The sequence below is a fragment of the uncultured Chitinophaga sp. genome, from assembly GCF_937898475.1.
GTDB lineage: Bacteria > Bacteroidota > Bacteroidia > Chitinophagales > Chitinophagaceae > Chitinophaga.
This window is the reverse complement of record NZ_CALEJS010000011.1, coordinates 372,713-389,848: the sequence shown is the minus strand read 5'-3', so window position 1 is coordinate 389,848 and position 17,136 is coordinate 372,713. Positions and strand designations below refer to the sequence as shown.

General features: G+C 50.2%; 14 protein-coding genes, 1 tRNA gene and 1 riboswitch. Of the genes, 14 read left to right on the top strand and 1 reads right to left on the bottom strand.

Annotated features, from left to right (window positions below; translation table 11 throughout):
- The first annotated feature begins 26 nt into the window (after positions 1 to 26).
- The 10 genes from Q0577_RS03245 to argH all read left to right on the top strand — a co-directional run bounded on the left by Q0577_RS03245 (position 27) and on the right by argH (position 11,496).
- Positions 27 to 2,102: an alpha-L-fucosidase gene (locus tag Q0577_RS03245; RefSeq protein WP_298732751.1), complete on the top strand. Its 2,076-nt coding sequence runs from the start codon at positions 27 to 29 to the stop codon at positions 2,100 to 2,102.
- 421 nt (positions 2,103 to 2,523) lie between these two features.
- Entirely contained in the window at positions 2,524 to 3,327 is an 804-nt protein-coding gene (locus Q0577_RS03240) for a GNAT family N-acetyltransferase (protein WP_298732749.1), read from the top strand.
- A gap of 27 nt (positions 3,328 to 3,354) precedes the next feature.
- Complete coding sequence (locus tag Q0577_RS03235) at positions 3,355 to 4,557, top strand: argininosuccinate synthase domain-containing protein (RefSeq protein ID WP_298732747.1); 1,203 nt, start codon at positions 3,355 to 3,357, stop codon at positions 4,555 to 4,557.
- A 25-nt stretch (positions 4,558 to 4,582) separates the two neighbouring features.
- Positions 4,583 to 5,560, top strand: a complete 978-nt coding sequence (gene argC / locus Q0577_RS03230; RefSeq protein WP_298732745.1) for an N-acetyl-gamma-glutamyl-phosphate reductase — start codon at positions 4,583 to 4,585, stop codon at positions 5,558 to 5,560.
- 22 nt (positions 5,561 to 5,582) lie between these two features.
- On the top strand, positions 5,583 to 6,710 hold the full coding sequence (locus Q0577_RS03225; protein WP_298732743.1) for an aminotransferase class III-fold pyridoxal phosphate-dependent enzyme: 1,128 nt from the start codon (positions 5,583 to 5,585) through the stop codon (positions 6,708 to 6,710).
- A 41-nt stretch (positions 6,711 to 6,751) separates the two neighbouring features.
- On the top strand, positions 6,752 to 7,705 hold the full coding sequence (locus tag Q0577_RS03220; protein ID WP_298732741.1) for an acetylornithine carbamoyltransferase: 954 nt from the start codon (positions 6,752 to 6,754) through the stop codon (positions 7,703 to 7,705).
- 5 nt (positions 7,706 to 7,710) lie between these two features.
- Positions 7,711 to 8,493, top strand: coding sequence for an acetylglutamate kinase (gene argB, locus Q0577_RS03215; protein WP_298732739.1), 783 nt, complete (start codon positions 7,711 to 7,713; stop codon positions 8,491 to 8,493).
- A 2-nt stretch (positions 8,494 to 8,495) separates the two neighbouring features.
- The gene (locus Q0577_RS03210; protein WP_298732737.1) at positions 8,496 to 9,560 is read left to right on the top strand and encodes a M20 family metallo-hydrolase; all 1,065 of its coding nucleotides are present in this window, start codon (positions 8,496 to 8,498) and stop codon (positions 9,558 to 9,560) included.
- A 1-nt stretch (position 9,561) separates the two neighbouring features.
- On the top strand, positions 9,562 to 10,143 hold the full coding sequence (locus Q0577_RS03205; RefSeq protein ID WP_298732735.1) for a GNAT family protein: 582 nt from the start codon (positions 9,562 to 9,564) through the stop codon (positions 10,141 to 10,143).
- A gap of 21 nt (positions 10,144 to 10,164) precedes the next feature.
- The gene (gene argH / locus Q0577_RS03200; RefSeq protein ID WP_298732733.1) at positions 10,165 to 11,496 is read left to right on the top strand and encodes an argininosuccinate lyase; all 1,332 of its coding nucleotides are present in this window, start codon (positions 10,165 to 10,167) and stop codon (positions 11,494 to 11,496) included.
- Between the two features lie 102 nt (positions 11,497 to 11,598).
- On the opposite strand, the gene Q0577_RS03195 is transcribed toward argH, so the two are convergent.
- On the bottom strand, positions 11,599 to 13,977 hold the full coding sequence (locus Q0577_RS03195) for a TonB-dependent receptor (RefSeq protein WP_298732731.1): 2,379 nt from the start codon (positions 13,975 to 13,977) through the stop codon (positions 11,599 to 11,601).
- A riboswitch (TPP riboswitch) is annotated at positions 13,973 to 14,067 on the bottom strand. It overlaps the preceding gene by 5 nt.
- Positions 14,068 to 14,208: 141 nt before the next feature.
- On the opposite strand from Q0577_RS03195, the gene Q0577_RS03190 reads away from it, so the two are divergent.
- The 4 genes from Q0577_RS03190 (at position 14,209) to der (ending at position 17,120) form a co-directional block, all read left to right on the top strand.
- The gene (locus Q0577_RS03190) at positions 14,209 to 14,607 is read left to right on the top strand and encodes a single-stranded DNA-binding protein (protein WP_298732729.1); all 399 of its coding nucleotides are present in this window, start codon (positions 14,209 to 14,211) and stop codon (positions 14,605 to 14,607) included.
- A 172-nt stretch (positions 14,608 to 14,779) separates the two neighbouring features.
- Positions 14,780 to 14,851: transfer RNA gene (locus Q0577_RS03185), tRNA-Met, on the top strand.
- A 64-nt stretch (positions 14,852 to 14,915) separates the two neighbouring features.
- Positions 14,916 to 15,782: a GTPase Era gene (era, locus tag Q0577_RS03180; protein WP_298732727.1), complete on the top strand. Its 867-nt coding sequence runs from the start codon at positions 14,916 to 14,918 to the stop codon at positions 15,780 to 15,782.
- 21 nt (positions 15,783 to 15,803) lie between these two features.
- Positions 15,804 to 17,120, top strand: a complete 1,317-nt coding sequence (gene der / locus Q0577_RS03175) for a ribosome biogenesis GTPase Der (RefSeq protein WP_298732725.1) — start codon at positions 15,804 to 15,806, stop codon at positions 17,118 to 17,120.
- Positions 17,121 to 17,136 lie beyond the last annotated feature (16 nt).

Here is a 17,136-nt window from a genome sequence, read left to right as displayed (position 1 = left end):
TATCCTGCCTTATTTTTAAGCTTAGTATGAGAAAGACAGCACTACTGATCACAGGTCTGATGGCTGGTTTGCTGACGGCTAAAGCACAACCCGGTATCAAACCCTATGGCGCACTGCCTTCAAAGGCCCAGCAAAACTGGCAGGAGATGGAGTATTATATGTTCATTCATTTTGGTCCCAATACTTTTACGGACCGTGAATGGGGGCATGGCGATGAAGATCCGCAGATATTCAATCCCACGCAGCTGGATGCCCGCCAATGGGCGCGTACCGCTAAACTGGCTGGTATGAAGGCTATTATCATCACTGCCAAACACCATGATGGTTTTTGTCTCTGGCCCAGTAAATACAGTACCCATACCGTGCGTGAAAGTAAATGGAAGGATGGCAAAGGCGACGTACTGAGAGAGCTTTCCGCCGCCTGTAAAGAGTATGGCCTGAAATTCGGTGTATATCTTTCTCCATGGGACCGTAACCATCCGGCCTACGGCACGCCTGAATACAACCAGGTATTCAGCAATACGCTCAACGAGGTATTATCCGGCTATGGTCCCGTGTTTGAACAATGGTTTGACGGCGCCAACGGCGAAGGCCCCAACGGCAGAAAGCAGGTGTACGACTGGCCACTGTTCCATAGCGTAGTGTACCGCAATCAACCCAATGCCATTATATTCAGCGATGTGGGGCCCGGCTGCCGCTGGGTAGGTAACGAAAACGGTTTTGCCGGCGCTACCAACTGGAGCACCCTGAACGTGAAAGGCTTTGAGCCCGGTAAAAATGCACCTGCTACCACTATACTGAACCGTGGCGATGAAGACGGAGAGCAATGGGTGCCCGCTGAAAGTGATGTGTCTATCCGCCCGGGATGGTTTTACAGCGCAGCAACAGATGATAAGGTGAAAAGCCTGGCGCAGCTGCTGGAGATCTATTACGCTTCTGTAGGCCGCAACAGTAACCTGCTGCTGAACGTACCGGTAGACCGCCGCGGCCTCATACACGCCAACGATTCCACCCGCCTGATGGAATTCCGCCGCCTGCTGAACGAAACCTTTAAAACCAACCTGGCCCGTAACGCCAAAGTAACTGTTACCAATATACGTAAGAATAATACTGCTGTCAGCGCAAAGCACCTGGCAGACGGTAATGCAAAAACATACTGGGCTACGCCCGATGATGTGCTGCAGGCGGGTATCACGCTCAGCTTTCCAAAGGCCGTTACCTTCAACCGCCTGGTACTGCAGGAATACATTCCGCTGGGCCAGCGCGTAAAAGCCTTTACGGTAGAAGTTTGGGAGAACGGCGCCTTCAGGGAAGTTGCCAGCGAAACCACGGTAGGGTACAAACGCATACTTCGCCTGCCCAACATCACCACTACCCGGGTACGGATCAATATCAAAGACGCCAAGGCTTGTCCGGTGATCAGCGAGGTACAACTGTACAAAGCTTCCGACCTGCTGGCTACCCCGGAGATCAGCCGTAACAGGGAAGGCCTGGTAAGCATCCGGTGCGCTTCCCCCGATCCTGAACTGCATTACACCCTGGATGGCAGTGAGCCCACCATCGCTTCTCCCAAATACACCGCGCCTTTTGCCTTGCCCAGGGGTGGCGTGATTAAGGTAAAGGCGTTCATTAACAAGGGTAAGACCGCCGGACCGGTGGTTACCTCCGATCTGGACATTGCCCCTGCCAAATGGAAAGTGATCTATGCAGATGATAAACAGGAGCAGGCAGACAGGGCAATAGACGAAAACCCGGGCAGCAGCTGGCTCAGCGGCGCGCAGTCCAAATACCCGCACGAACTGCAGGTAGACCTGGGTGAAAGCCTGCAGCTGCACGGCTTTACCTATACGCCCCGCCAGGCGGATCATGGTCCCGGCGGCGTATTCTCCAAGTATGCCTTTTATGTAAGTACAGACGGGAAAAACTGGGGAGAACCCGTTTCCTCCGGCAGCTTCGATAATATTAAGAACAACCCGGTAAAACAGACCATCCGTTTCCAGGCGCCGGTGAACGGCCGCTACATCCGGCTGGTGGCACTGGAGCCCGCAGATGAGTCAGACAGCAGCGCCGGGGTGGCAGAACTGGGCATACTGACGAAGTAAAATAGCTATCATATTAATAATAAACGGATTACATCAATTGTAAACAACGGATGTGATCCGTTTATTTTTTGTGTTAAAGAATTTATAACTGAAAAAAATTTGCCGATTTATATTGAATAAGTTATAATTTTGCGTTTGAATTTAAATAAAGACAGTTTTTTAACAATTTAATGCTGAACTGAAGTTGGAAAACTTTACGACCCATACCAACATCTCTGCATATCATCCTTCCCTGATGGAAGGCATGTACTCTATTGGGTTTAATGTCTTTAGATATCTCTCCCGACGACCTCGCATTTGATAGCGTCCGTCTTACATCCAGGCACGCTGTCGCAATGATTCCCCCATCATTGATTTTACCTATTCCTGCAACAGGAAGTTCATTTTAATATTATTGATTCACTTTTTTCAATTACGCAAGTTGGAAAATCAACATATCATCGTTAGGGTAGCCACTCCCGGCGATGCGCATTATGCCAAAACCATCACAGACGAGATGGAGTCCTCCGCCAAGGCACGTGGAACCGGTATAGCGAAACGGAGCCCGGAATACGTGCAGCTCAAAATGGAGGAAGGTAAGGCGGTGATCGCCACTACCGACAGTGGAGAGTGGGTGGGCTTTTGCTACATCGAAGCCTGGGGCCACGGAAAATTCGTAGCCAACTCCGGTTTGATCGTAAACCCTGCCTTCAGGGGACATGGCGTGGCCAAATCCATCAAACAGCGCATTTTTGAACTGTCCAGGGAGAAATACCCGGAGTCCAAGATCTTCGGCCTTACCACCGGCCTGGCCGTTATGAAGATCAACTCCGAGCTGGGCTATGAACCGGTTACCTATTCAGAACTTACTGACGATGAGGAGTTCTGGAAAGGCTGCCGCAGCTGCATAAACTTCGATATCCTTACTGCAAAGAACCGTAAGAACTGCCTTTGTACGGCCATGCTGTATGATCCGGAGCAGAAACAGAAAGATGAGGAAGAAAGGATTGCCAGGGAAAAAGCGGAGGCAGCGGCGACAGCAGACGGCCAGGAAGCCCTGAAGCCCCAGGTAATGGTAGCCGCCAATGGCAACATACAGCAGCAGAAAAGGCAAAGGGCTTTCAAAGACAATTTCAAGCTGTTTGAAAGATGGCTGCGGTATAAAAGGTATGTGCTCCTGAAAGGCGGCAACGCCGGCGCTGCAGGCAACAACCGTAAGAAATTCTTTTTATTCAACCTGTTCTAACATTTAAACGTTCCAAAAACCGTCATAATGAGCAAAAAAGTAGTACTGGGATTTAGCGGAGGACTCGATACTTCCTACTGTGTAAAATATCTTACTGAAGAGAAAGGCTATGAAGTACATTCTGTGATCGTAAACACCGGCGGTTTTACCGATGCGGAATTACAGGAGATAGAAAAACGTGCCTACAGCCTGGGAGTAAAGAGCCACAAAACAGTGAACGCTATCCGCTCTTATTATGACAAGGTGATCAAATACCTGGTATTCGGCAATGTGCTGAAGAATAATACCTACCCGCTGAGCGTATCCGCAGAGCGTATGAGCCAGGCGCTGGCTATCGCAGAATATGTGAAGGAAACAGGCGCTACCGCCGTTGCGCACGGCAGCACCGGCGCTGGAAATGACCAGGTGCGCTTTGATATGATCTTCCATATCATGATCCCCGGTGTGGAGATCATCACCCCCATACGGGATATGAAACTGAGCAGGGAAGAAGAGATCGCCTACCTCCAGTCTAAAGGCGTGTCAATGAACTTCGAGAAGGCCATGTACTCCATCAACAAGGGTATCTGGGGCACTTCTGTAGGCGGTAAGGAAACCCTGAGCTCCAATGGTATGCTGCCCGAATCTGCTTTCCCTACGCAGCTGACCAAACAGGATCCCGAGCAGGTTACACTGACATTCGAAAAAGGAGAGCTGGTGGGCGTGAATGATAAAACATTTGCACACCCCACAGAAGCCATTCAATATTTACAGACGATCGCAGGTCCTTTTGCCATTGGCCGCGATATTCACGTGGGAGACACCATCATCGGTATCAAGGGCCGTGTAGGTTTTGAAGCCGCCGCCCCCGTGGTGATCCTCAAAGCGCATCATGCCCTTGAAAAGCATGTGCTCACCAAATGGCAGCTGAGCTGGAAAGACCAGCTGGCGCAGTTCTATGGTAACTGGCTGCACGAAGGTCAGATCCTCGATCCCGTGATGCGCGACATCGAGGCCTACCTGCAAAGCTCCCAGCAGCAGGTAAGCGGCCAGGTATTTGTAACGCTGATGCCCTACCGTTTCCAGGTAACCGGCATTGAATCTCCTTACGACCTGATGAGCAGCAAGTTTGGCAAATACGGCGAAATGAACAGCGGCTGGAGCGGGGAAGACGTAAGGGGTTTCAGCAAAATATTCGGCAACCAGACTATGATCTGGCACCAGGTTAATAATGATAACGCTAAAAGCTAAACGCTTTCAGCATAAAACATAAGCTATGGCACAAAGTATTAAAGCAGGCATTATAGGCGGCGCCGGTTATACCGGCGGAGAGCTGATCAGGATATTACTCAATCATCCGAACGTAGAGATTGCATTCGTGCACAGCCGCAGTAATGCCGGGAATCCTTTGTATGCCGTACATGCCGATCTTCTGGGCGAAACGGAACTGACCTTCACCGGTGAACTGAGCAACGACATCGATGTGCTGATCCTCTGCCTCGGTCATGGCGAAGCAAAGAAGTTCCTCGAAGCCAATACCATTGCACCCGCTGTAAAGATCATTGATCTCAGCCAGGACTTCCGTCTCGGCGAAAGCCTGCCCGGCCGCGAGTTTGTGTACGGCCTGCCTGAAATGCAGCGGGATAAGATCAGAACGGCGCAGCATATCGCCAACCCCGGCTGTTTTGCCACCGGTATACAACTGGGTCTGCTGCCCCTGGCGCAAGCGGGACTGCTGCAGGAAGTACATACCACCGGCATTACCGGTTCTACCGGCGCGGGGCAAAGCCTGCAATCTACCACGCACTTTACCTGGCGTGCCAACAATATCTCCACTTACAAAGTGCTTACCCATCAGCATCTGAAAGAGATACGACGAAACTTACAGCTGTTGCAGCCTTCCTTTACGGGGAACGTGAATTTCGTTCCGGTCCGGGGCGATTATCCAAGGGGCATCTGGGTTACTTCCTACCTCGATAGCGACCTTACCCTGGAACAGGCCGTACAGCTGTATAAAACATACTATGCTGCCCATCCGTTTACGCAGGTAAGCCAGGAACAGATAGACCTGAAACAGGTGGTGAACACCAACAAATGCTTCGTGCAGCTGGAAAAGGTTGGCAACAAACTGGTGATACACTCCATCGAGGACAACCTGCTGAAAGGTGCATCCGGACAGGCAGTACAGAATTTGAACATCATGTTCGGACTGGATGAAACCGCCGGGCTGAAGCTGAAATCCATAGTGTTTTAGTACTTAAATCTCTTTCATTATCATGAAACTATTTGACGTATATCCCATCAACGATATTACGATAGAAAAAGCTGCAGGTTCCAATGTATGGGACGATAAAGGCACGCAATACCTGGATCTCTACGGCGGTCATGCCGTCATTTCCATCGGGCATACACACCCCCATTACGTACAACGTTTAACAGAACAACTACATAAAGTCGGTTTTTATTCCAATTCTATCAAGATCCCGTTACAGCAGCAGCTGGCGGAAAAGCTGGGTAAAGTATCAGGCAAGGGAGACTATCAGCTCTTCCTCTGCAACTCCGGCGCAGAAGCCAATGAGAATGCATTAAAGCTGGCTTCATTTCACAACGGCAAAAAGAAAGTGATCGCTTTCAGGAAATCCTTCCACGGCCGCACCTCCCTGGCAGTAGCTGCTACAGATAACCCGAAGATCGTAGCGCCGGTGAATGAAACAGACAACGTAGTGTTCCTCCCCTGGGAAGATCAGCAGGCACTGGAAGCAGCTTTCCGGCAGCACGCCGTTTCATCTGTGATCATAGAAGGCATCCAGGGCGTAGGCGGTATCAACGTAGCCAGCGAATCCTTCCTGCGCAGGATCAGGAGCCTTTGCGATACGCATAATGCCGTATTTATAGCCGATTCAGTACAGTGCGGCTACGGGCGCAGCGGCAAATTTTTTTCCCACGATCATGCAGGTGTAAATGCAGACATCTACACCATGGCAAAGGGCATGGGCAACGGTTTTCCCATAGGCGGCATTATCATTGCCCCGCATATACAGGCTTCTTATGGCCTGCTGGGAACTACCTTTGGCGGCAATCACCTGGCCTGTGCAGCGGCGCTGGCAGTGCTTGAAGTGATTGAGCAGGAACAGCTGATTCAGAATGCACAGCAGGTAGGCAATTACCTGATGACGCAACTGGCCACACTGCCCCACATCAAAGAGGTAAGAGGACGCGGTTTGATGATCGGCATCGAACTGCCCGAAGCACTGAACCACATCAGGAAGGAATTGTTATTCAAACATAAGATCTTCACCGGCGAAGCCAAACCGAACGTGATCCGTTTGCTGCCTTCGCTGGCCCTCACACAGTTGCAGGCAGATCAGTTCCTGGCTGCCTTCAGGGAAGAGCTGACAAAGTAATAACAAACAACCAATGTCTAACAATCACAATCAATAAACGGATGAAGCAGTTTATTTCCGTAGACGATGTTCCAGGTGTCCCGCGTTTGGTGGAGACCGCACTGGGCTACAAAAAAGACCCGTTCAAAGACAGGGTATTAGGGGCCGGTAAAACATTGGGAATGATCTTCCTGAATCCCAGCCTGCGAACACGGTTAAGTACACAGGTAGCCGCAAAGAACCTGGGTATGGAAGTAGTGGTATTTAACATCGACAAGGAAGGCTGGGCGCTCGAAATGACCGATGGCACGGTAATGAGTGGTAACACCACCGAGCACGTAAAGGAAGCCGCCGCCGTAATGGGTCAGTATTTTGACATCATGGCCATACGCACCTTTCCAGGCCTGAAGCATAAAGAGGAAGACTATACGGAAAAATATATCAAACAGTTCATTAAATACGCCGGTGTTCCCATTGTGAGCCTGGAGAGCGCTACGCTGCACCCGCTGCAAAGCCTCACCGATGTGATCACCATCCGTGAGCACTGGCAGGAGAAACGCAAACCGAAGGTGGTAATGACGTGGGCGCCGCACGTAAAAGCGCTGCCACAGGCCGTGCCCAACTCCTTTGCGCAGTGGATCAATGCCTGGGGCGAAGCAGACTTTGTGATCACACATCCCAAAGGTTACGAGCTGGATCACGCATTCAGCGGCAATGCACCCATTGAATATGACCAGGATAAAGCGCTGGAAGATGCGGACTTTGTGTATGTAAAGAACTGGTCTTCTTACAACGACTACGGTAAGATCACCTGTACAGACAGCAGCTGGATGATCAGCAATGAGAAACTGGCAAAGGCGCCCAACGCAAAGGTAATGCATTGCCTGCCCGTAAGAAGGAATGTGGTGATAGCAGATGAAGTGCTGGACGGGCCGCAGTCTATTGTGATACCACAGGCGGGTAACCGTGTATGGGCTGCACAGGCGGTGTTGAGTGAGATCTTAAAAAATAGCTGATCAATATGCTGTTCGTTATAAAAGTAGGCGGCAATGTGCTGGATAATCCTGCGCTGCTGCAATCATTCCTGTCAGACTTTGCACAGATCTCCGGTCCGAAGATCCTGATACACGGCGGCGGCAAGATCGCCACCCGTATAGGAGACCAGCTGGGCATCGAGTCGAAGTATGTGAACGGCCGCCGCATTACAGATGCTGCCACGATAGACGTTGTGACCATGGTATACGGCGGATTGGTGAACAAACAGCTGGTGGCCAGACTGCAGGCCCTGGGCTGTAACGCCATCGGTATGACCGGCGCTGATGCCAACGTGATACCCGCTGTAAAACGCCCTGTAAAGGAAATAGATTATGGCTTTGCAGGAGATATTGACACCGCGAAATTGAATGTGGGGCCGCTTAAAGCTATGCTGGACGCTGGCCTTACACCGGTGTTCGCACCGCTTACGCACGATACGCAGGGCAGCATGCTGAATACCAATGCAGATACCATTGCCTCTTCACTGGCCATTGCACTGTCTGCCCACTATGCCGTAAGGCTGATCTACTGCTTCGAAAAGAAAGGCGTGCTCCGCGATCCGAAGGATGATGATGCAGTGATCAACCTGATCAACCGGGAGATCCATGCGGAGCTGCTGCAACAGCAGGTACTCACAGAAGGTATCCTGCCCAAGCTCGAGAATGCATTTGCAGCCATTGAAAGCGGCGTGAAGGAAGTGTTGATAGGCCATGCAGCAGATGTGACGAGCAATACTACCGGTAATGTTGCCGGTACACTAATATGCTAACTATGTGGAACCAACAGTTATACCAGGATGCCCTTACACTATTACAGCAGCTGATCGCAACGCCTTCCCTCAGCAGGGAAGAACAAGGCACTGCCCGGCTGATAGGCAGCCTGCTGGCTGAAAAGGGAGTGCCTTACCAACAACACCTCAATAATGTCTGGGCACAGAACAAACATTTTGACCCGGCCAAACCCACCATCCTCCTGAACTCCCATCATGATACAGTAAAACCCAATCCGCAATATACCCGCGATCCGTTTAGTCCGGATATTGCAGATGATAAATTATACGGCCTTGGCAGCAATGACGCAGGTGGCTGCCTGGTAAGCCTGATCGCTGCCTTCCTGCATTTTTATGACCGTCCCGGTATGCCATTCAACCTCGTTATCGCGGCTACGGCAGAAGAAGAGATCAGCGGTGTGAATGGTATTGAGAGCATCCTGGACAAGCTGCCGCCTGTTGAATTAGCCATTGTGGGAGAGCCTACACAAACGCAGCTGGCCATTGCAGAGAAAGGATTGATGGTACTGGATTGCGTAAGCCATGGCAAAGCGGGCCATGCTGCCCGCAATGAGGGAGAGAACGCCATCTACAAAGCGCTGCAGGATATTGAGTGGTTCCGCAGCTACCAGTTCCCGGAGGTATCCGAAACACTGGGGCCTGTTAAGATGAGCGTAACGGTGATCAATACCTCCAACAAGGCGCACAATGTAGTACCGGCAGACTGTTCTTTTGTAGTGGATGTACGTGTAACGGATAAGTATACACTGGAAGAAGTGCTGAGCATCATTCAACAGCATGTTTCCTGCGATGTAAAACCGCGTTCCATGCGTATGCGCCCCTCCGGTATCCCGCTGGATCATCCTATCGTGCAGGCAGGTATCCGGATGGGTAAAACCTGGTATGGATCGCCTACCACATCAGACCAGGCGCTGATACCTGCCACTTCCATCAAGATCGGTCCGGGCGATTCAGCACGTTCCCATACGGCAGATGAATACATTTACCTGGATGAGATCAGGCGGGGGATTGACACGTATATTAACTTACTACAGGAAATACTATAAGATGGATCTTTACCCCGTTCTTGAAAACAAACGCGTATTGTTACGGCCGCTGCAGCCGGACGATGTGGAAGCGTTACTACCGGTAGCCATCCAGCCGGCATTATGGACCGTGGGTACGGTAGACCTTATGGAACGTACGGCACTGGAAAAATATATACAGCAGGCCATAGAAGAACGAGAGCGCGGGGAAGGCATTCCCTTTGTGATCATCGACAAGCAGGAGAAGAGGGTAGCCGGCAGTACGCGCTTTACGGCCGTAGTGCGGGCACACAAACGTGCAGAGATAGGATACACCTGGATAGATACGGCGTTGCAGGGCACGGGCCTTAACAAAGCCATGAAGTACGCCATGCTGCAGCATGCTTTTGAAACAGAAAGCCTGAACAGGGTAGAGCTGAAAACAGACGAGCTGAATAGGCAGTCCAGGAATGCGATCCTGAGCATTGGCGCTAAGCAGGAAGGTATTTTCCGCCATCACATGATCGTGACCGGAGGCCGTTTGCGTAACAGTGTTTACTTTAGTATACTGAAAGAAGAATGGCCGGAGATCAGGGAAAGGATCTTTGCTAAATATGATTTTTAGATGTTCCAATAAATAATTGCTATGAAACTGTGGCAAAAAGACAGATCAGCCCTGGATGCAGTTGAGAAATTCACTGTAGGCAGAGACCGTGAAATGGATGCTTACCTTGCGCCTTTTGATGTGCTGGGCTCACTGGCGCATATTACCATGCTGGAAACCATCGGGCTGTTAACAGCAGAAGAGCTGGCAGTACTGCAGCAGGAACTGAAGCGTATCTATAAAGAGATCCAGGCGGGCAATTTTGCCCTCGAAGACGGTGTGGAGGATATTCACTCACAGGTGGAGCTGCTGCTCACCCGCCGCCTGGGAGAAGTTGGGAAGAAGATCCACAGTGGCCGTTCCCGTAACGACCAGGTGCTGGTAGATCTGAAACTCTTTTTGCGTCATGAACTGCAAACACTGGTGCATGATGTAAAGGGATTGTTTGACCTGCTGCAGCAGAAAAGCGTGCAATACAAAGATCACCTGTTACCCGGATATACGCACCTGCAGATCGCCATGCCATCCTCTTTCGGGCTCTGGCTGGGCGCCTATGCAGAAAGCCTGGTAGATGATCTCACCATATTGCAGGGCGCATATGCCGTAGTGAATAAGAACCCATTGGGCTCTGCAGCAGGGTATGGCTCTTCTTTTCCTTTGGATCGTGAGCTGACCACCAGGCTGCTGGGCTTTGAAGCCCTCAACTATAACGTGGTATATGCGCAGATGGGCCGTGGTAAAACAGAGAAGATAGTGGCTTTTGCCCTGGCTGGGTTGGGGGCTACGCTTGCCAAACTGGCGATGGACGCCTGCCTGTATATGAACCAGAACTTTGGCTTTATCAGCTTCCCCGATGAGCTGACCACAGGATCCAGCATCATGCCGCACAAAAAGAATCCCGATGTATGGGAGCTGATCCGCTCTTATGGCAATAAGCTGCAGGCCCTGCCCAATGAGATCGCGATGATGACCACCAACCTGCCCTCCGGCTACCACCGGGATCTGCAGCTGTTGAAAGAAAATCTCTTCCCCGCATTCCAGGTGCTGCGTAACTGTATCCAGATGGCCAGCCTGATGCTGGAGAACATGAAAGTGAAAGAGAACATCCTGGATGATGAGAAGTACCGCTACCTGTTCAGCGTGGAAGTAGTGAACAAACTGGTGCTGGAAGGCGTACCGTTCCGTGAGGCGTACCGCCAGGTAGGTATGGACATAGAGAAAGGCGCCTTTGTCCCCGATAAAACCGTACAACATACCCACGCTGGTAGTATCGGTAACCTGTGCACTGAACAGGTAAACCAGCTGATGGAAAACGTATTGAAAGGATTCTCTTTTAAGAAAGTAGAAGACGCTATTGGTAAGCTTCTTCAGTAATAAAAATTAATAATTAATAGTGAACAATTAATAATTATGGTACCTGTCTCAAAACCTGGTATCAGCACCATAATTATTAATTGTTCATTATTAACTACTACATTAAAATCCCACCGTCAGTCCCACCATATAGGTAGTGCCCGCCATAGGATAATAGTAATTATCAGAAACCACATTCCCACCTTCTATCCACGTATAGGTGGCGCCGTTAGGTTCGTATTTTTTGTTAAAAACATTATTTACCATCACCAGCAGGCCCAGTTTCCTGAACAGGTTTTGCGGTACAGTATAAGACAGGCGAACATCGCTGGTGTAATAGGCGCGCAGGCTGCGTTCTTTGCTGCCGGTGTTATCCAGGTACTGACGGCTTACATATTTACCCAGCACGTCTACCTGCAGATTCTTAACCGGTTGTATGGTAAGGGTGTAGCCTGCTACCATGTTGGGTGAAAAGGCGATATCCCTGTTGCCATAGGAAACGGTATCCTGTTTACCTGCATCATAGTTGTCTATAAAGGCCGTGTAGTCTTTCACCTTGTTCTGGCTGAAGGCCGCGTTCACGGCCAGGGAGAGTACATTGTTCAAACGTGCGCTGCCCTGCAGCTCTACGCCCGCGCGGTAACTTTTCGGGATATTGGTACGTGTGTAGGCGCCTACATCATTCAGCTTACCGGTTTGTACCAGCTGGTTTTTATAATCCATGTAATACACGTTTGCCTGCAGGCTGATGCGGTTGTTGCGGAGCACGTATCCTGCTTCAATATTCCGCAGCGTTTCATGTTTGGGTGTTTGTTCAAGTCCTGCTTCAAAATCGTCACGGTTAGGCTCTTTGTTGCCGATAGCAAAGGAAGCGTACACCTGGCTGCGTTCATCCAGGTAGTAGTAGATGCCTGCTTTCGGGTTAAAGAAATTGTAGGTATTGTGCTGGATCAGTGTGGGATTGTCTCTGAAACCGTCAATGTTGTAGCGAACATTACGGTATTGCAGATCTGCAAACAGGTGCAGGGCGTTTGTCAGCGTCAGCTCTCCTTTCCAGTATACATTGAGATCGGTTTTGAAAGCGTCCAGGTCATAATATTTGCGGTCTTTCTCAATATCGTATTGTGCCCAGATGATCTTGCCGTAGTGATCGCCGTCATAACGGTTCCAGCCGCCGCCCAGGCTCCAGTTGAGCTTTTTGTGCGTGCTGTTGACAGAGAAGATGGCGCCATAGAAATGGTTGTCCAGCCACAGCTGGCGGACAAGATCGGTGGTATCCACCGGCCTTCCGTTGATGATGGGTGAAGTTAGGCCATATTTTGTAAATGGCTGTTCCGCTTTATACTGTTCGTAGTAGCCGCGTCCACGGGTATAATGAACGGCTACGTTGAAGTTAAGGCCGGAATTGATCTCCTGGTTAAGGAACAGCTGGTAATGGTCCTGCTGATAATTATCGGTTTCATTGTCATAGGGCGTGCCGGGCTTTTCTGTACCGGCGGAGTTGAAGGTCCTGTCTGTTTTCAGCAGGGCTTCCGGTACGCCGTTCCAGGCCTGGTAGGTCTTTTCCTTACCGGAGAACACGTTCAGGCGGATGGCGGTTTTCTTCGAGATATAGGCGGCCGATGTATAGAACGATTTCAGGTCTGAGCTGGCGCGATCTATGTAGCCGTCTGACGATATTTTAGAGAGGCGGGCATCCAGTGTAAAGTGATCTTTGATCAAACCGGTACCTGCTTTTACGGTGTGTTTCCAGCTGTTGAAAGAGCCGTAGCTGTTATTGACCTCACCATAGGCCTTGTCGCGGAATTCATTTGTGCTGAGGTTCAGTGTAGCGCCAAAAGCGCCTGCGCCATTGGTAGAGGTGCCAACGCCGCGTTGCAGCTGGATGCTGTTCACAGAGGAGGCGAAGTCTGGCATATTTACAAAGAAGGTACCCTGAGATTCGGCGTCGTTGACCGGGATGCCGTTCACGGTTACGTTGATGCGGGTAATATCTGAGCCGCGCACGCGAAGTCCCGTGTACCCGATGCCGTTGCCTGCATCAGAATTGGTGACTACGCCCGGAAGCTGGTTCAGCAGGAGGGGAAGGTCTTGTCCCAGGTTCTGCTTTTTAATGTCCTCTGCGTTCAGTGTAGCACTGGTAAAGGGTGCATTCTTACCAGCGCGCAGGCTGGTGATCTCTACCGGCTGTACAAACAGCCCGGTTTCTTCCAGCTGGATGTTAAGCTCAGCCGGTGCGGCGCCGGTGGCAATAGAAGTGGTAAAAGTGCGAAAGCCCAGGTAGCTGGCCTGTAAGTGATAGTCGCCTCTGGAAGGCAGGGCAAGCTGGTAGTGGCCTTTGGCGTCTGTTTGTGTTGCATTGGTGGTATTGCCCCTGATAACAACGGAAACGCCCGCCAGTGGCTGGCCATTGGTTTTGTCCGTCACCACACCGGTAATGGATTGCTGAGCAAACAGCGCGTTACTGCAGCAAAGCAGCAACAAAAGCATTAAATGTTTCATCTGTTTAGTTTTTTCCTAACCAGCATTACCTGGTCACAGGTTCAACGGGTGTGATCTCAGCCTGACAGTAAGGCACCCCGAGGTGATAAAATGATACCGCAAAGTTAGGCCCGTACTGATTAAAAAAAGAAAATATTTTTTTGGGAAATATAATTTTGTGCTACCTTCCGATTGCACTTCTCTCTGTTTCATAATATTTTATTCGTTAACCAACCATTTAAATTGTACCTGATGATCAAACTTCAGCTCATCGGCTATTTGGGCAAAGATGCCATCCAAAGGGAAGTGAATGACAAAACAGTGCTCCACTTCCGTGTTGCCCACACAGAACGTTTCAGGAACCAGCAAGGCGTACAACAGGAAAAGACCACCTGGGTAGATTGTGCGCTGTGGGAAAGAGAAAACCTGGCGCCCTACCTTGCGCAGGGCACACAGGTGTATGCAGAAGGCTTTCCCACAGTGGACGTATTTACCAACCGGGCGGGCGAGACTGTTGGCGAGCTGCGGCTGCGGGTGACGAACATCCAGCTGCTGAGCCCGGGCCGTCGTGATGACGAGCGCCAGCGACAGGCTGCTGCGGCAGGTGATGATGAGGCGCTGGATCAGCCCTCAGAAGAATTGCCGTTTTAGATGGCTTTGCCTGCAACAGAAAAAAGGCCGGATGTACTGTACATCCGGCCTTTTTTCTGCTGATGAAGCTGCCATTTCTGGTTTCATTTTTGCATTATTTGAAAACAAATTGAAAATCATTTCAAAAAATATTTGGTAGTGTAAAAGTCACAACATACCTTTGCACCCACATTGCGAGGTAGAGCAGAGGTAGCTCGTCGGGCTCATAACCCGAAGGTCAGAGGTTCGAATCCTCTCCTCGCTACAGAGAACAAAAAAGAGCCGAAGTAATTCGGCTTTTTTTATTTACGTAAGTTTGAGTGATCATTATGCATAAAGCGGGATTTGTAAACATCTTCGGCAAGCCTAACGCAGGTAAAAGCACCCTGTTGAACGCCCTGGTGGGCGAAAAGCTGGCTATTATCTCCCCGAAGGTACAAACCACCCGACACCGCATTACCGGCATCGTTACGGATCCCGGCTACCAGATCGTCTTTTCAGACACACCAGGTATCATCGACCCTAAATACCGCCTGCACGAAAAAATGATGGGCGCGGTAAAATCAGCCCTGGAAGATGCAGACGTAGCCCTGCTGATCATGGACGTTAAAGACAATGTGGAAGAAAATCTCCAGTTGTTCGACTCCCTGAAGCTGAAAGTGCATACCATCCTGGTGCTGAACAAATCGGACCTCCTCAGAAAAGAAGAGCTGGCAGCGTTGAAAACCCGCTGCGAGGCCTGGGGGAAGGCGCCCGTGGTAACCATTTCTGCCATGCAGAAAGTGGGGATCAAAGAACTGCTGCAGCGTATAACAGACCTGCTGCCGGAAAGCGAGCCTTTCTACCCCGAGGATACCTTAACGGATAAGTCTACCCGCTTTTTTGTAGCCGAGATGATCCGTGAAAAGATCTTTCAGCTGTTTGAAGAAGAAATTCCTTACCATACAACCGTAGTTGTTTCCCAGTTCCAGGAAAAACAAACCCTGGTGAAGATCTCTGCAGAAATTGTTGTGACGCGCGAAACACAAAAGGCCATTATCCTGGGAGAAAAAGGAAAGTCTATCCGCCAGCTGGGTACGCTGGCCCGGCAGGATATTGAAAAGTTCCTGGGGCAGAAAGTATTTTTGGAGCTGTTTGTCAAGGTAAGGAACAAGTGGCGTGATAACGATACGTATTTGAGAGAATACGGGTATTAAGCATTTTAATTTTAACAAGGTATGTCAGGATTTACAGTTGCCATCGTCGGCCGTCCCAATGTGGGCAAATCCACATTGTTCAACCGTTTGCTGGAACAACGCAAAGCCATCGTGGATGATGTGAGCGGGGTTACCCGCGACCGGCAGTATGGTATTGCAGAATGGAATGGAAAGACCTTTAACGTAATAGACACCGGCGGTTTCGTAGCCAACAGTGAAGACGTGTTTGAGCGCGAGATCCGTAAACAGGTGAAGATCGCCATGGAAGAAGCCAATGTGCTGCTGTTCATGTGCGATGTTACCACCGGTATAACAGACCTCGACGCTGATGTGGCAGACCTGCTGCGACGTTCGGCAAAACCGGTGTTCCTGGTGGTCAATAAAGTTGATAACAGCGAACGCCTGCTGGAGGCCACAGAGTTTTACAGCCTGGGCTTTGAACGGATCTTCTTCCTTTCCTCCATTACAGGCAGCGGCACCGGCGAATTGCTCGACGATGTGGCCGCACTCATCACAGAAGACCTGCAGCAGGCAGCGCCTAAAGACGGTGATCTTCCCAAGATCGCCATCATCGGCCAGCCCAACGTAGGTAAATCCTCCCTGCTGAATGCATTGGTAGGAGAGGAGCGGAACATCGTATCAGACATCGCCGGTACTACCCGCGATACCATTCATACCCACTACAAATTATTCCAGAAAGAATTTGTGCTGATAGATACCGCTGGTATACGCCGTAAAGCCAAGGTGCACGAAGACCTGGAGTTTTACTCCGTGATTCGGGCCATTAAGGCAATGGATGAAGCGGATATCTGCCTGCTGCTGCTGGACGCTGAGAAAGGTATTACGTCACAGGACCTGAGCATCTTCAGCCTGGCAGTGCGCAAAGGAAAAGGTGTGGTGATCCTGGTAAATAAATGGGACCTGATCGAAAAAGAAACCAATACCGCCCGCGATTACGAGAAGGAACTGAAACAAAGACTGGCGCCTTTTACAGACGTGCCCATCATCTTTACATCCATTCCGGAAAAACAACGCATTTTCAAAGCAATTGAGGAAGCCCTGCGGGTGTATGAGAACCGCCAGCGTAAGATTCCGACTTCCAAACTCAATGATGTGATGCTGAAGGCCATAGAGTCTTACCATCCACCGGTGGTAAGAGGTACTCCTATCCGCATTAAATACGTAACCCAGCTGCCTACCCATACCCCGGCTTTTGCATTTTTTTGCAACCTGCCTGATGATGTGAAACAGCCCTATAAAAATTATCTGGAGAACCAGCTGCGTGCAAATTTTGATTTCCAGGGAGTTCCGGTTAAATTATTTTTCAGGAAGAAGTAATAATTGATATGAAAAG

Coding starts and splice junctions, on each gene's coding strand:
- Q0577_RS03235 (WP_298732747.1), top strand. CDS start 3,355: ATGAGCAAAAAAGTAGTACTGGGATTTAGCGGAGGACTCGATACTTCC.
- argC (WP_298732745.1), top strand. CDS start 4,583: ATGGCACAAAGTATTAAAGCAGGCATTATAGGCGGCGCCGGTTATACC.
- Q0577_RS03245 (WP_298732751.1), top strand. CDS start 27: ATGAGAAAGACAGCACTACTGATCACAGGTCTGATGGCTGGTTTGCTG.
- Q0577_RS03220 (WP_298732741.1), top strand. CDS start 6,752: ATGAAGCAGTTTATTTCCGTAGACGATGTTCCAGGTGTCCCGCGTTTG.
- Q0577_RS03210 (WP_298732737.1), top strand. CDS start 8,496: ATGTGGAACCAACAGTTATACCAGGATGCCCTTACACTATTACAGCAG.
- argB (WP_298732739.1), top strand. CDS start 7,711: ATGCTGTTCGTTATAAAAGTAGGCGGCAATGTGCTGGATAATCCTGCG.
- argH (WP_298732733.1), top strand. CDS start 10,165: ATGAAACTGTGGCAAAAAGACAGATCAGCCCTGGATGCAGTTGAGAAA.
- Q0577_RS03205 (WP_298732735.1), top strand. CDS start 9,562: ATGGATCTTTACCCCGTTCTTGAAAACAAACGCGTATTGTTACGGCCG.
- Q0577_RS03195 (WP_298732731.1), bottom strand. CDS start 13,977: ATGAAACATTTAATGCTTTTGTTGCTGCTTTGCTGCAGTAACGCGCTG.
- Q0577_RS03190 (WP_298732729.1), top strand. CDS start 14,209: ATGATCAAACTTCAGCTCATCGGCTATTTGGGCAAAGATGCCATCCAA.
- Q0577_RS03225 (WP_298732743.1), top strand. CDS start 5,583: ATGAAACTATTTGACGTATATCCCATCAACGATATTACGATAGAAAAA.
- era (WP_298732727.1), top strand. CDS start 14,916: ATGCATAAAGCGGGATTTGTAAACATCTTCGGCAAGCCTAACGCAGGT.
- der (WP_298732725.1), top strand. CDS start 15,804: ATGTCAGGATTTACAGTTGCCATCGTCGGCCGTCCCAATGTGGGCAAA.